At 63.1% G+C, this 13,068-nt stretch carries 11 protein-coding genes; 4 read left to right on the forward strand and 7 right to left on the reverse strand.

Annotation, left to right across the window (positions count from 1 at the left end):
• Nucleotides 1-116: 116 nt before the first annotated feature.
• From ACSF9G_RS07510 to ACSF9G_RS07530, 5 genes are all read right to left on the reverse strand, one after another.
• Nucleotides 117-2,162: an ASKHA domain-containing protein gene (locus ACSF9G_RS07510; RefSeq protein ID WP_436642076.1), complete on the reverse strand. Its 2,046-nt coding sequence runs from the start codon at nucleotides 2,160-2,162 to the stop codon at nucleotides 117-119.
• A 118-nt stretch (nucleotides 2,163-2,280) separates the two neighbouring features.
• Nucleotides 2,281-3,249 carry a methyltetrahydrofolate cobalamin methyltransferase gene (locus ACSF9G_RS07515; RefSeq protein WP_436640095.1) on the reverse strand — a complete coding sequence of 323 codons (969 nt, stop codon included), beginning with the start codon at nucleotides 3,247-3,249 and terminating at the stop codon, nucleotides 2,281-2,283.
• Nucleotides 3,250-4,164 (reverse strand): methylenetetrahydrofolate reductase, encoded by a 915-nt coding sequence (locus ACSF9G_RS07520; RefSeq protein WP_436640097.1) that lies wholly within the window; start codon nucleotides 4,162-4,164, stop codon nucleotides 3,250-3,252.
• Nucleotides 4,165-4,470: 306 nt separating this feature from the next.
• Complete coding sequence (locus ACSF9G_RS07525) at nucleotides 4,471-5,025, reverse strand: thioredoxin family protein (RefSeq protein ID WP_436640099.1); 555 nt, start codon at nucleotides 5,023-5,025, stop codon at nucleotides 4,471-4,473.
• Nucleotides 5,026-5,232: 207 nt separating this feature from the next.
• Nucleotides 5,233-5,628 carry a hypothetical protein gene (locus ACSF9G_RS07530; protein ID WP_436640101.1) on the reverse strand — a complete coding sequence of 132 codons (396 nt, stop codon included), beginning with the start codon at nucleotides 5,626-5,628 and terminating at the stop codon, nucleotides 5,233-5,235.
• Nucleotides 5,629-6,035: 407 nt separating this feature from the next.
• On the opposite strand from ACSF9G_RS07530, the gene pcaF reads away from it, so the two are divergent.
• Nucleotides 6,036-7,238 (forward strand): 3-oxoadipyl-CoA thiolase, encoded by a 1,203-nt coding sequence (pcaF, locus tag ACSF9G_RS07535; protein WP_436640103.1) that lies wholly within the window; start codon nucleotides 6,036-6,038, stop codon nucleotides 7,236-7,238.
• Between the two features lie 8 nt (nucleotides 7,239-7,246).
• Here the strand turns inward: pcaF and ACSF9G_RS07540 are convergent, their stop codons facing one another.
• Together ACSF9G_RS07540 and ACSF9G_RS07545 are read right to left on the reverse strand one after the other, a co-directional pair.
• Nucleotides 7,247-8,545, reverse strand: coding sequence for an MFS transporter (locus ACSF9G_RS07540; protein ID WP_436640105.1), 1,299 nt, complete (start codon nucleotides 8,543-8,545; stop codon nucleotides 7,247-7,249).
• A 91-nt stretch (nucleotides 8,546-8,636) separates the two neighbouring features.
• Nucleotides 8,637-9,341 (reverse strand): corrinoid protein, encoded by a 705-nt coding sequence (locus ACSF9G_RS07545; protein ID WP_436640107.1) that lies wholly within the window; start codon nucleotides 9,339-9,341, stop codon nucleotides 8,637-8,639.
• A gap of 527 nt (nucleotides 9,342-9,868) precedes the next feature.
• On the opposite strand from ACSF9G_RS07545, the gene ACSF9G_RS07550 reads away from it, so the two are divergent.
• The 3 genes from ACSF9G_RS07550 to ACSF9G_RS07560 all read left to right on the forward strand — a co-directional run bounded on the left by ACSF9G_RS07550 (nucleotide 9,869) and on the right by ACSF9G_RS07560 (nucleotide 13,059).
• Entirely contained in the window at nucleotides 9,869-11,548 is a 1,680-nt protein-coding gene (locus ACSF9G_RS07550; protein ID WP_436640109.1) for an AIPR family protein, read from the forward strand.
• A 55-nt stretch (nucleotides 11,549-11,603) separates the two neighbouring features.
• Nucleotides 11,604-12,047, forward strand: coding sequence for a hypothetical protein (locus ACSF9G_RS07555; RefSeq protein WP_436640111.1), 444 nt, complete (start codon nucleotides 11,604-11,606; stop codon nucleotides 12,045-12,047).
• Between the two features lie 316 nt (nucleotides 12,048-12,363).
• Entirely contained in the window at nucleotides 12,364-13,059 is a 696-nt protein-coding gene (locus ACSF9G_RS07560) for a L,D-transpeptidase (RefSeq protein ID WP_436640113.1), read from the forward strand.
• Nucleotides 13,060-13,068 lie beyond the last annotated feature (9 nt).

A 13,068-nucleotide genomic window follows, 5' to 3' on the forward strand; every position in this document is an offset into this window, starting at 1 on the left:
CTCGCGTTTCGGAATCGGTGTTTCAGCCGATCCGGCTAACGGGTTGGTCGGAATCGGGTTTTCCAGGCGTGAAGACCGCGCCCCGTCCTGAATCGATTTGTGAGAAGGGCCTCCGCTCAGGCGGGGTCCGGCCGCGCCCGGCGCCGTTCGCCGCGCCGCCCCCGGCCTTCGCCCGGTAGCGGGGTCTTGGGGACGGGCAGGGTCACCGCACGCGCTAGATTGGGGAACAAATCGATCTTGTTGGGCAGTGCCATCGCGGCGACGAAGTGCTCCTGGAAGCGCGGCTCCAGCGCCGTCTCGATCTTCTCGATACGGGTGACGAGGTCTTCGACCTCGGCGCGGTGGCCGCGGTTCAGTAGGCACATGCGCGCGCCCGTCCCCGCCGCGTTGCCGACGGCCGAGACATGCTTCAGGTCGCAGTCGGGGATCAGCCCGATCAGCATCGCGTACTTGGTGTCGATATGGGCGCCAAAGGCGCCGGCGAGCTTGATGCGGTCGATATGGGTGCAGCCGTACCGGTCCATCAGCAGCTTCACGCCGGCATAGAGCGCCGCCTTGGCGAGCTGGATCGCGCGCACGTCGTTCTGGGTGATGCGGATCTCCTGGTCGCCCCGCCACAACAGGTAGGAGAAGGTGCGCCCGTTGGCCTCGATACGCGGCGACCTCGCCGCCAGCGATCCGTCGATCACGCCGTCCTGGGTGACGATGCCGGCCAGGAACATCTCGCCGATCACCTCGATGATGCCCGATCCGCAGATGCCGGTGACGCCGACTTGATCGATCTTCTCGGCGAATTCCTCCTCGTCCGACCATGCCTCGAGGCCGATCACGCGGATCTTCGGTTCCAGCGTTTCGGGATCGATGCGCACCCGCTCGATCGCGCCCGGCGCGGCGCGCTGGCCCGACGAGATTTCCGCCCCTTCGAAGGCCGGCCCGGTCGGCGAACTGGCGGCGAGGATGCGGTGCCTGTTGCCGAGCACGATCTCGGCATTGGTGCCGACATCGACCAGCAGGGTGACCTCCTTGCTCTTCTGCGGTCCTTCCGCGAGGGCCGCCCCGGCCGCGTCGGCGCCGACATGGCCGGCGATGCAGGGCAGCATGTAGACGCGCGCGCCCGGATTGACGCCGAGCCCGATCTCGCGGGCGGGGAAGGTGAGGGCGCCGGAGACGGCGAGCGCGAACGGCGCGCCGCCGAGTTCGCGCGGATCGATCCCGAGGAACAGGTGGTGCATGATCGGATTGCCGACGAAGACCGCGTCGAGGACGTCGTCGCGGCTGGCGCCGGCGTCGTTGACGGCCTTGTCGATCAGCCCCTCGATCGCGCCGCGCACGGCGGTGGTGAGCGCCGGCAGGCCGTCGGGGTTCATCATCAGATAGGAGACCCGCGACATCAGATCCTCGCCGAAGCGGATCTGCGGGTTCGCGGTGCCGGTCGAGGATACGGTGCGCCCGGTCAGCATGTCGGAGAGATGGCAGGCGATCGTGGTAGAGCCGATGTCGACGGCGATGCCATAGAGCCTGTCGTGGAAACCCGGCCAGATCGACACGATGGTGGGGATGCCCTCGGTATGGACGGCGACGGTGACCTTCCATTCGCCCTGCCGGAGCAGCGTCTGGACGATGGGCAGCAGGCGGAACTCGCAGCGCGCGCCGATGAAGCCCCATTGCGCCTCCAGCGCCCGGACCAGCCGGTCCGCGTCGCCGAGCGGCTGTTCCATGTCGGGCTCGTCGACCTCGACATAGCACAGCTGCATCACCGGATCGCGCGGGATCGGCCGGGCCTCGGCGCGCTTGCGCACCAGCGCCCGGTTGGTTTGCGCCTCGATGGGGATGTCGATGACGAGATCGCCCTCGATCAGCGCCGAGCAGGACAGCCGCCGGTCTTCGGGCAGGCCGCGCTTGGCCTTGTAGCGCGCCTCGGTATCGGAGAACGGCGACAGGTGCGTTGCCGCGCTGGTGATCTTGTGCTTGGCGAACACGCCCTCGGTGACGGTGACCTGACAGCGCCCGCAGATGCCGCGCCCGCCGCAGACGGATTCGACATAGACGCCGAGCTGGCGCGCCGCTTCCAGGACCGGCGTGCCGAGCGGGAACCGGCCCCGTCGCCCGGAAGGCATGAACAGGACCAGGGCGTCCTTGACCTGCGAGATGTCCTCGCTCATGCCGCCCTCGGCGTAATCGCTGTCGACCGGCTTATCCATGGCCGAAAACCCTGAACAAGCCGTTGGTTGGCCGAAGCGCGTCTCTGGCGCGGGTGTCCGCCAATCCGGTGTCTCCGGCCTAAACGGCCCGGGCCCGGCGCGCCTCGCGGCCGCCGCGCCTGCGCCCACCGGCGGCCGGCGCCGCTGTATCGGCCCCCCCGGCCGAAGCGGCGGGGGCGGTACTGGCCGGCGCGTGGTCGCGATAGGTCTTGATCCAACCGGCGCAGTGGGGATCGGTGCCATTCAGCACGTTGGCCGCGCGCACCATCTCCATTTCCTGCGGCCGGCAGGGGTTCATGATCGCCGACGTCATGCCGGCGCCGATCACCATGGGGATGAAACCGGCGTTGATGCCGTGGCGGTGCGGAAGGCCGAAGGAGATGTTCGACAGGCCGCAGGTCGTGTTGACCCTCAGTTCCTCGCGCAGGCGCCGGACCAGGCGGAACACCTGCTGGCCCGCGGTGCCCATCGCGCCGATCGGCATGACCAGCGGATCGACGACGACGTCCTCCGCCTTGATGCCGTGGTCGGCGGCGCGCTGGACGATCTTCCTGGCGACCTCGAAGCGGACGTCCGGGTCTTCGGAAATGCCGGTCTCGTCGTTGGAGATCGCCACGACCGGCACGTCGTATTTCTTCACCAGCGGCAGGATCGCCTCGAGCTTCTCCTCCTCGCCGGTCACCGAATTGACCAGCGGGCGGCCCTTGGCGACCTGGAGGCCGGCCTCGATCGCGGCGGTGACCGAGGAGTCGATCGACAGCGGCACGTCGACCAGCGACTGCACGATCTCGAGCGTCCTGACCAGCAGCGGCGGCTCGGTCTCGTTCGGGTTGACGGCGGTAACGCCGGCGTTGACGTCTAGCATGGTGGCGCCGGCGGCGACCTGCGCCAGCGCGTCGGCCTGCACCGTCTCGAAATTGCCGTCCACCATTTCGGCGGCGAGCTTCTTGCGGCCGGTCGGGTTGATGCGCTCGCCGATCACGCAGAACGGCTGATCGAACCCGATGACGATGGTTCTGGTGGCGGAGGCGACGACGGTGCGCGACATTCACTTGCCCTCCGCGACGAAGGTCTTCCGGCCGCCGTTCGCGCCGAACCACGAGCCGCGCTCGGCGAGCCATTCGGCGGTCTTCCTGAGGCCGCCGAACGGAAAGACGTGCAGCTGCACGATCGGGCAGTCCGGATCGGATGCGACATGGGTCTCGATCGGGGCAACGACGCCTTCCGGGCTGAATCCCGATGCCAGCGCCATGACCGAGGTGGCCCGTTTCTTCAGGAAGGCGAGCGAGGGGCCGACGCCGCACAGGGCCGCGTATTTCAGGAGCGTCGTGATCTTGGCCGGGCCGGACACGCCGACATGGATCGGCAGCCGGTTACCCGCCGCGGCCAGGTCGTGCGCCCAGGAGACGTAGCGCTGCGGATCGAACCCGAACTGGGTGACGATGCGCATGTCGAGGCCGTGCTCGGCGGCGAAGGCGTTTTTCTCGGCCAGCGCCTCGGCGATCGTCTGCGAGGACATGTCCGGGCTGCCTTCCGGATGGCCGGCGACGCCGATCGTCGTGATATCGAACTCGGAGAGGATGCCGGTCCGTAGCACGTCCATGCTCGAGCGCAGGCTGCCGGCCGGGACGTCGACGCTTCCCGCGACGACCAGCACGTCGGTGACCCCGGCCTCGCCGGTCAGGAGCCGCAGCCGCTCGCGCAGGTCCGCTTCGTCGGCGATGCGGCGGGCCGGCAGATGCGGCACCGGTTTGTATCCGTCCTGGGCCAGGATCTTCGCGGCGCGGGCGAATTCCGGTATGGGCGCTGTGCCGACATCGGTGAGATAGACGCGGGTGCCCGCCGGGAACAGGCCGGCGAGGCGGTCTCCCTCGAGCACCTGTTTCGGGGTCGCTTCGATCGACGCGGCGATACGGAACGGGGGACGGAACGCGGGATCCTGAGAAACCTGGCTTGACGACATGCGAATTTCCTCCGCGGCGCAAAGCGCTATCGAGGGTGGCGTTACGCGAAGTCGGGCCGGCGCGCCTCGGCGATGTCCGGCGGTTCCTGCTTCTTGATATCCATGATGCGGGACACCCTGCCGCGAGGTTTGCTTTCTCACGACAGGCAAAGTCTGTTTTGCGACCTGTTTTTCAGGGCCGGCGGCGTTGGGAAAAGTCCATAGGTCCCAGTGGGCTAGGGGCTATGTCCCACGTCTCTGGCCATGTCCGTCAGCGTCAGCCTTGCTGGCCTGCCACGACAGCGCCCGGCCCGCCGGGATTCCGCCCTAGGAACGCCACTTGATAGAACAGCCGATGGAGGCCTGCTGGCCGGCCGGCACCGTGTCGTCCCGGGCCACCTCGCTCATCGCCTCGCGCAGCTCGCGGCGGGTATCCGGCCCGCTCGGCTCGCGACCGGAGGAATCGATGCGGCCGCGGTACTTCAGCGTCAGATCCCTGCCGTAGCCGAAGACGTCCGGCGTGCACACGGCCCCGTAGGCGCGGGCGACATCCTGGGTCTCGTCGATCAGGTAGGGAAAGGTGAAGCGGTGGCCTGAGGCGAACGCGACCATCCGGTCCGGCGCGTCGTCGGGATAGACGTTCCAGTCGTTCGGCATGATCGCCACGACGCCGACGCCCTTGGCCTGCAGCGCCGCGGCGTCTTCGACGAAGCGGTCGATGACCGCCTTCACATAGGGGCAGTGATTGCAGATGAAGGCGACGACGAGACCGTTGTCGCCCCTGACGTCGTCACGCGTCCATGTCTTACCGTCGGTGCCCTTCAGGCTGAAATCCGGGGCCCGATGCCCGATCTCGCCGGGCGGCGTCGCGGTGCGAACCATGTCTGCCTCCATCGTCGTCCCACATGGCGCTCCACGGGGCATTCCACGTGGCGTTGATGCAGGACCATATCAAACGGAACCGGACATAGAACCGTCTCGCGGCATGGGCGCTGTGTCACCCCGCCGCGAGACGCTGTTCAAGAAGGCTGTCTACCGCTGGTGCGGCCAGGCGGCCGATCGGTCGAGTGGCGGGCGAATTGCGGCGCCTCAGCAGCTCATCTCATTCTGTATCGATCCGTTCGAATGGAACGTGTAGCATTTGGACGCCAGCTTGTAGGGGCCGTTCTCGCACGTCGTCTTGCCGCTGTTTGCAAGCTGTTCGCAGAACTTGCTGCCGTCGACCCACCATTTTCTTTCGATGGTCTTGCCGCCGAGCTTGAGGATCTTCTGGCCGCCCTTGGTGTAAGTCACCGACCAGGTGGCCACCTTCTTCCCAGCCTGGTCGTAACTGGTTCCCTTCATGGTCTTTCCGGGGAAGAGTTGAGCTTTCTCGGGACCCGTCAGTGGTTTCGCCCCTTTCTTGACCAGAGACGACTGGTCTTCGGCGAATGCCGATACACAAAGCATGGCCGAAAGTAGCGTCGTTGCGATAGCCAGTTTCATGTTTCTGCACCCTCGTTCTCGAATGGTTTCATATAAAACAGAGTCACGCAGTATCGATATTGTAGGTTTTGAGTGAGCCGAATTACAATATAGGAAAAACGCCGTCTCTATTGGCGGGAATAGATTGGTGCGTGGCAGTAATATTGGCCGGAATCGAGGCTTCTACCTTCCGTCCGACGCGGAGGTTCGAAATGTCGCGCTGTAAACAGCCGGCGAAAGCTCGATGTTTCCGTATCGCGGCGCGATCTGCCCGGTGGCTTCGGTTCGAATTGCGAACAACCCTCAAAAATTCGAGCCCGAGCGGTTTCGCGTCACCGGCAAGGGTATATATGACCGGGCCGCGCGAGCCTGCGGCCGCGAATCCCGAAGACGCCTGAAGGCGCCTGAAGACGAAGGAGAGTATGGACATGCGTGAGGCTTTCATTTGCGAGGGGGTACGCACCCCGATCGGTCGCTACGCCGGTTCGCTGGCGCAGGTACGCCCCGACGACCTCGCCGCCCACGCGATCAAGGAAGTGATGGCCCGCGCCTCCGGCCTGCCCGGCGAGGCGGTCGAGGACGTCATTTTCGGCTGCGCCAACCAGGCCGGCGAGGACAACCGCAATGTCGCCCGCATGGCCGCGCTCCTGGCCGGGCTGCCGGACACCGTGCCCGGCGCCACCATCAACCGCCTGTGCGGCTCCGGTCTCGACGCGGTCGGCACCGCCGCGCGTGCCATCAAGGCCGGCGAGGCCGAGGTGATGATCGCCGGCGGCGTCGAATCCATGAGCCGCGCGCCCTTCGTCATGGGCAAGGCCGAGACGGCCTTCTCGCGGTCGGCCGAGGTGTTCGACACCACCATCGGCTGGCGCTTCGTCAACCGGCGGATGAAGGCGGAATACGGCATCGACTCCATGCCGGAGACGGCCGAGAACGTCGCCGAGGACTTCCAGATCTCGCGCGAGGACCAGGACGCCTTCGCGCTGCGCAGCCAGGCCCGCGCCGCCGCCGCCCAGAAGAACGGCCGCCTCGCCAAGGAGATCGTCGCCGTGTCGATCCCGCGGAGGAAGGGCGATCCGGTTGTCGTCGACACCGACGAGCACCCGCGCGAGACGACGCTGGAGAAGCTGGCGTCTCTCAGGGCGCCGTTCCGCGAGGGCGGCTGCGTCACCGCCGGCAACGCCTCGGGCGTGAACGACGGCGCCGCCGCGCTGATCGTCGCCTCCGCCGAAGCCGTCGAGAAATACGGCCTGAAGCCGCTGGTGCGCGTCGTCGGCATGGCGACGGCCGGCGTGCCGCCGCGTATCATGGGCATCGGCCCGGCGCCGGCCTCCCGCAAGCTTCTTGAGCGGCTCGGCCTGTCGATCACCGACATGGACGTGATCGAGCTGAACGAGGCCTTCGCCGCCCAGGCGCTGGCCGTCACCCGTCAGCTCGGCCTCGCCGACGACGCCGACAACGTCAACCCGAACGGCGGCGCCATCGCGCTCGGCCATCCGCTCGGCATGTCCGGCGCCCGGCTGGCCCTGACGGCGGCGATCGAGCTGCACGAGCGCGACGCCGACAAGGCGCTTTGCACCATGTGCATCGGCGTCGGCCAGGGCATCGCCGCGGTTTTGGAGAAGGTGTAGGCCTACGCCTACGTCGCCGGCTCGGCTTCCGCCGGGTCGTCTTGCTCCTCGAACTCGAACCGAAGCTGGTTCTCGTCGAATTCGGTATCGATCGGCGTCAACACCGGACTGGCGGCGAAAACGCCGCCGTCCGTCGTGTGTTCCGGCGCCTCGCGCCGGGCCACGCGGAACACCGAGAACGTGCCGAAGGCCAGGAGCGTCACACCGAAGAACGTGTAGATCCCGGCCGCCCCATAGTATTCGATCGACAGCGAGGCGACCGGTCCGGCGACGGCCGATCCGATCGAGAAGGCCAGGATCAGGGTCGCGGCCGCCGGCACGATCGAGGTTTCCGGCAGGCGGTCGTTCACGTGGGCGATGACGATCGAATACAGCGGCATCGCCGCGATGCCGCCGACGGCCATGGCGGCCGCGACGACCCAGATCGGGTGGCCGATGAGATTGAGCAGCAGCGCGACGGACAGCGCGCCGATGCCGGTCACAACGGCGGTAATAGCGACGACGAACCGCCGGTCGAACCGGTCCGAGAACCAGCCGAGCGGATACTGGGCCAGCGCCCCGGCGATCAGCGCGCCGGTCATGAACGCCGGCACGGCCCTGTCGGACAGCCCCAACCGCCCGGCGAACACCGCGCCCAGCCCGAGAAACGACCCCTGAATGAGCCCGGTCGTGAAGCACCCGACCGTGCCGAACGGCGTTTCGCGGATCAGGCGCGCGAGCGTGTAGCGCTCGACCTCCGTGCCCTCGCCCGAGACATAGGGCGCGCTGAACCGGGTCAGGGTCACCGGGACGAGCGCCACCGACATCAGGATCGAGGCGATCACGAACGGGCGCAGGCCGTCCACCTCGCCGAACGAGGCGAAGAGCGGGCCGACGGCATAGCCCAGGATCGCCGCGATGCTGGCGACCGCCAGCAGCTGGCCGCGCACGTTGCGCGTCGCCTTGGCGTTGAGCCAGCTCTCGGTCACCGTCGCCAGTCCGGCGAAGCACAGCCCGGTGACGAAGCGCAGGGCGATCCAGAAATACGGCTCGATCAGCATGCCGTGGGCCAGCACCACGGCGGAGATGATCGAGCTCAGCGCCGCGAAGGCGCGGATATGGCCGAACCGGTCGACGAAGACGGGCGCCCGGAGCGTCCCCAGCATGTAGCCCAGGTAGTAGGTGGTGGTCATCGCCCCGACCACGGCCAGCGAGAAGCCGGCGGATTCGGCGCGCAGGGCCAGGATCACGAACTGCAGGCTGTTGCCCGCCAGCAGGATCGTGAGGCTGGTGAGGAGCGCGGTGACGGACAACAACAGCGGTCGCATCGAAGCACCTTGCCGGGGAGGAAAATGGGGAATCGCCCGCGGCCCGGCGGGGCCCGGGCATCACGGCGCGAATACGGTGGAAGGCGGGACGCTAGCCCGCGGCGGCGGCGCGCTGGTTGTGCAGCCGGCGCATCAGCTCCTTGGCGGTGTCGACCGTCACCGCCGCGTCGCGGCAATAGGCATCCGCCCCGACCGCCCTGCCGAATTCCTCGTTGAGCGGCGCGCCGCCGACCAGCACGATGTACTTGTCGCGCAGGCCCTTCTCCTTCAGCGCGTCGATGACGACCTTCATGTAGGGCATGGTGGTCGTCAGCAGGGCCGACATGCCGAGGATGTCGGGCTGATGCTCCTCGATCGCCTCGAGATATTTCTCGACGGGATTGTTGATGCCGATGTCGATCACCTCGAAGCCGGCGCCCTCCATCATCATGCCGACGAGGTTCTTGCCGATGTCGTGGATGTCGCCCTTCACCGTGCCGATCACCATCTTGCCGACCTTGGGCGCGCCGGTCTCGGCGAGCAGCGGCCGCAGGATCGCCATCCCCGCCTTCATGGCGTTCGCCGACAGCAACACCTCGGGCACGAACAGGATGCCGTCGCGGAAGTCCTCGCCGACGATGCGCATGCCCTCGACGAGCGCCCTGGTCAGCACGTCGTAGGGCACCCAGCCGCGCGCCAGCAGGATGTTCACGCCGTCCTCGATCTCCTCCTTGAGGCCGTCATAGAGGTCGTCGTGCATCTGCTGGACGAGGTCGTCGTCCGCAAGCGAGGAAAGATCGATATCGTCGTCAGACATGCGCGAAACCCCGACGCGAAGGACGCGGCCAGCAAAGCCGATTACGGGGATTATTCGGCACATTCGTCACGAGTCGTTTCCTGGAACCGACTTCCCGGGTCGTAATTGCGACGAGGGGCAGAATTTGGGGAGGGGGGCGCTACGTGTTGATCCGCGATTGGACATCTTAGCGAGGTGGCAATTGCCCCCAAGCTGACCTCAGATAGCTACTGAATTGACAACTGCTTTGCGTTCCCAAGTCGCTCGTTCGCGTGTTTTGGCGTAAGCGGCCGTTCGTTGCAAACTGAGTGAAGAGCCAGGAAGGGCAGGAAGCGGACGTTCGTTGCGGGCGCAGCACTCTAGCGCATGTATGATGGTGCAGAACTTGACCGCAGATACCGAGTGTTGCTTTCTTGCGGGTGCTTGGAGCTAAACCAGTTGGTAAGTTCCTAATATAGAGAAAAGCTGTTTTGATCCGCGGGATTATTAGCCGGCGTGGTCTTCGTGAGCGTGCTCCCGGGAAAAATTTCTGAAACGGAGACGTGGCTATGAAGCCAATTTCGAAAATGGACTGGGACATCATTGACGCACGCGTAGCGAAGGCATGCGACCGGAACCAATTTGAAAAGAAGACCGTTGGCTTCCTTGCGGTCGTCATTGATCAGATATTCCCAGGCCATGAGGATCAACTACAAGAAATTGTTACGGACGGGCCTGGCGATAGAGGAGTGGACGCCATCCACATTGTCGAGAGTGAAAGCAGCGCAGAAGTTTTTCTTTTTCAATCGAAATACAGGGAAATACATGGAGCTTGCCAAAAAACTATTAATGATGCGGATCTCCTAAAGATTGCACTTTTTCTGAACGAACTATTCGACAAGGCGGATGGCCTTCTAGGCTGTGGAAATTTCCGACTTAAGGAAGCGGTTCAGCGAGTTTGGCAGCTGCACGACAACGGGAAGATCTGTCGCTACAAGGTTATATTCTGTTCAAATGGTGGAGGTTTCTCGGCATCTGCGCGAGGCATCATCGACAGCGTTAAAGCTACCCATGCGTCCGTGTCGTTTGAGTTTTACAGTGGTCATGATGTTGTTCGGGCTATGGCCATTGAGGGGCGAAATGCGGAAGATGGTCAGCTTCAAGTAATTGGAAAGGAAATACTAGAGCGCTCTGATGGCGATGTTCGAGGGGCTATTGCGTCTGTAGATGCGCAATCCTTCGTTGATTTGATTACGTTAGAGGATGGAGAAACGATTAAGCGTCATTTATTTGATGATAATTTGAGAGTATTTCTTGGCTCTAAAGGCGGGTATAATCAGGAGATTATAGCTTCTGCCAATTCCGATGATAGATATCTTTTCTGGTATTTGAACAACGGTGTTACTGTAACATGTAAGAGTTTTTCATATAACAAGGGGCATAGTAATCCGAAGCTTAATTTTAAAGATTTTCAAATCGTAAACGGCGCTCAGACATCGCATTCTCTTGTGGAGGTAGCTAGGACAAATCCAGAGGCACTTTCCGAAGTTGTGTTGATGGTTCGTATGTACGCAACTGATCGAGAAGACATTGTGGAGAGGGTCGCGGTTGCTACAAACAGTCAGGCGAGAATTCAGAGTAGAGACTTGAAGGCTAATAAGGGCGTATTGAAGAAGCTAGAGCTTGCTTTCAAGGAGAGAGGGTATTTTTTTGAGCGTAAAAAGAACATGCATTCAGATAAGCCGGAAAGTAAGAGGATTGACGCTCTGAAGCTCGGTCAGATTATTCTATCTTTCGAGCTAAGGGAGCCGGATAAGGCTAAGACTGAGTCGGATTCTATATTTGATTCCCGGTTTCATCAGATTTTCGACAATCGGCAAAGCGTTGATGAATTGATCAGGCTTTACCAAATTTACGAGATCATTGAAAAAATGAGGGACCGCTACCAAGCGGATTTTGGGGCGTCACCAGAAACCGGGCACGAGCATCAGTATCTGGTCTATGGCCATTGGTTCGTACTCTTTGCCTGCAAGCTACTGCATGTAAAAACGCAAGCGCCGCAACTGCCAATTGGCGATGATGCACTTGCTTTGGTCGAAGAGGCTATCCGCAGGGTTGCCGCTGCCTGCCGACAACAAAAGGCGGTCGCGCATTATCAACTCTTCCGCAGTCCTCGCACTAAAGAGCGTATCCTGGGAGAGATTAGCGCTAAGCAGTTTGATTTTTTCGATCTATTGGCCGACTCGTAGATTTAATCGAGTGCATGCTATCTGCAATCGGAAGCAGTTTTTTGATGAGAGAATGATGGGTGATCCCTATAAGCTGGCTAATGCATTCGTCGCCGATTTTCGATCGATGGAATACACACTGAAGCGGTCAGGTTTTCTGAGAATCAACACAGAAATAGCTGAAGCGGACTGGGGTAGGTTCGCACAGAAGCTCGGAGAGGATTTCTTCGATCATGTGGTTCGTGCTGGCCTTGCAACGACACTTATCGGCGATCCTCCCAGGCGATTGCTGGCGAATATGGAGTGGTCACCGCCAACCACGGTTCCTTTGACGAATGTAGCTCAGCTAATGATCAACGGGGTGTGCAGAGTGCGGAATAGCTACATTCATGGTGAAAAATTTACGGGCGGACCCGAAAGGCAATGGGAGCGCGATGAAAGATTAGTCACGGAAGCCCACGCGATACTTGTGGAGGCAATGAAATTCTCTAGCGCCGTGCGTACGGTCGCCGAAAAATAGATGGTTTTTCAAATTTTCAAATCGAGACAATTATATCCCGTTTCAGTAAATCTGCGCAGAAGAACAGATATGACCCCGGCAGGGTGGGGAAGTCATCGTCTAAGCATTTCAGTGTGAATTTCCTAATAAATAACTTGCACATCTATAAACCGCCAGACTCCTCTTGCTCCCATCCCGCCCTTTGCCTCCCCCCACACCAGACTTGATCGCGGTCACCGAACGTAATATTGGTTCGCCGGCTTCCCCGGCCGGACCGTCCGCGCGTCCGGCGACAGGAGGGGCAGTGGACGCGTGATCCTGAAAGGCGGGATTGCCGATGACAGCGAAACAGTTTGATGAGCTGGCTCTGAACGGGACCGGGCGTCTCAGCCGCCGGTCGTTCCTGGCCGGATCCGCCGCAACCGTCGGCGCCCTGGGGCTCACCGGCGGGCTCGCCGGCTGCGCGACCGACGGCGGCATGACCCGCGCTGAAGCCGCGCTGGCCTACGGGCCGCTGCCCGACGAGAAGTTCCCGGTGCCTGCCGTCGATCTCGACCGGATCGATCGGAAGTTCTATCGCCGCACGGTGCGCTACGAGACCGACGAGGCCCCCGGCACGATCGTCGTCGACCCCGGCCAGTACTACGTCTACCGCATCGAGGAAGACGGCTATGCCACCCGGTATGGCGCCAATGTCGGCCGCTCCGGGTTCCTGTGGAGCGGCAACGCCTATATCGGGCGCAAGGCCGAATGGCCGATCTGGACGCCGACCCCGGACCAGATCGGGCGCGATCCCGAGCTCAAGAAGTATGCCGGCGGCATGAAGCCCGGCCTGGACAATCCGCTCGGCGCGCGCGTCCTCTATCTCTATCAGGACGGCAAATACACGCTCTACACGATCTACAGCACGGTCATGCCGCAGACGATCGGCACCGGCGTGTCGAGCGGCTGTGTCGGCCTGCTGACCCAGGACATGTTCCACCTCTATGCGCGGACGCCGGTCGACACGAACGTCGTCGTTCTTCCGGCTTAGGGGCTGCCA

The sequence above is a fragment of the Microbaculum mangrovi genome (assembly GCF_051390635.1).
GTDB lineage: Bacteria > Pseudomonadota > Alphaproteobacteria > Rhizobiales > Tepidamorphaceae > Microbaculum.

Bases quoted from the DNA above. Each gene is read 5' to 3' on its own strand.
- ACSF9G_RS07510 (WP_436642076.1), bottom strand. From the start codon at position 2,162: ATGAGCGAGGACATCTCGCAGGTCAAGGACGCCCTGGTCCTGTTCATG.
- ACSF9G_RS07515 (WP_436640095.1), bottom strand. From the start codon at position 3,249: ATGTCGCGCACCGTCGTCGCCTCCGCCACCAGAACCATCGTCATCGGG.
- ACSF9G_RS07520 (WP_436640097.1), bottom strand. From the start codon at position 4,164: ATGTCGTCAAGCCAGGTTTCTCAGGATCCCGCGTTCCGTCCCCCGTTC.
- ACSF9G_RS07525 (WP_436640099.1), bottom strand. From the start codon at position 5,025: ATGGTTCGCACCGCGACGCCGCCCGGCGAGATCGGGCATCGGGCCCCG.
- ACSF9G_RS07530 (WP_436640101.1), bottom strand. From the start codon at position 5,628: ATGAAACTGGCTATCGCAACGACGCTACTTTCGGCCATGCTTTGTGTA.
- pcaF (WP_436640103.1), top strand. From the start codon at position 6,036: ATGCGTGAGGCTTTCATTTGCGAGGGGGTACGCACCCCGATCGGTCGC.
- ACSF9G_RS07540 (WP_436640105.1), bottom strand. From the start codon at position 8,545: ATGCGACCGCTGTTGTTGTCCGTCACCGCGCTCCTCACCAGCCTCACG.
- ACSF9G_RS07545 (WP_436640107.1), bottom strand. From the start codon at position 9,341: ATGTCTGACGACGATATCGATCTTTCCTCGCTTGCGGACGACGACCTC.
- ACSF9G_RS07550 (WP_436640109.1), top strand. From the start codon at position 9,869: ATGAAGCCAATTTCGAAAATGGACTGGGACATCATTGACGCACGCGTA.
- ACSF9G_RS07555 (WP_436640111.1), top strand. From the start codon at position 11,604: ATGGGTGATCCCTATAAGCTGGCTAATGCATTCGTCGCCGATTTTCGA.
- ACSF9G_RS07560 (WP_436640113.1), top strand. From the start codon at position 12,364: ATGACAGCGAAACAGTTTGATGAGCTGGCTCTGAACGGGACCGGGCGT.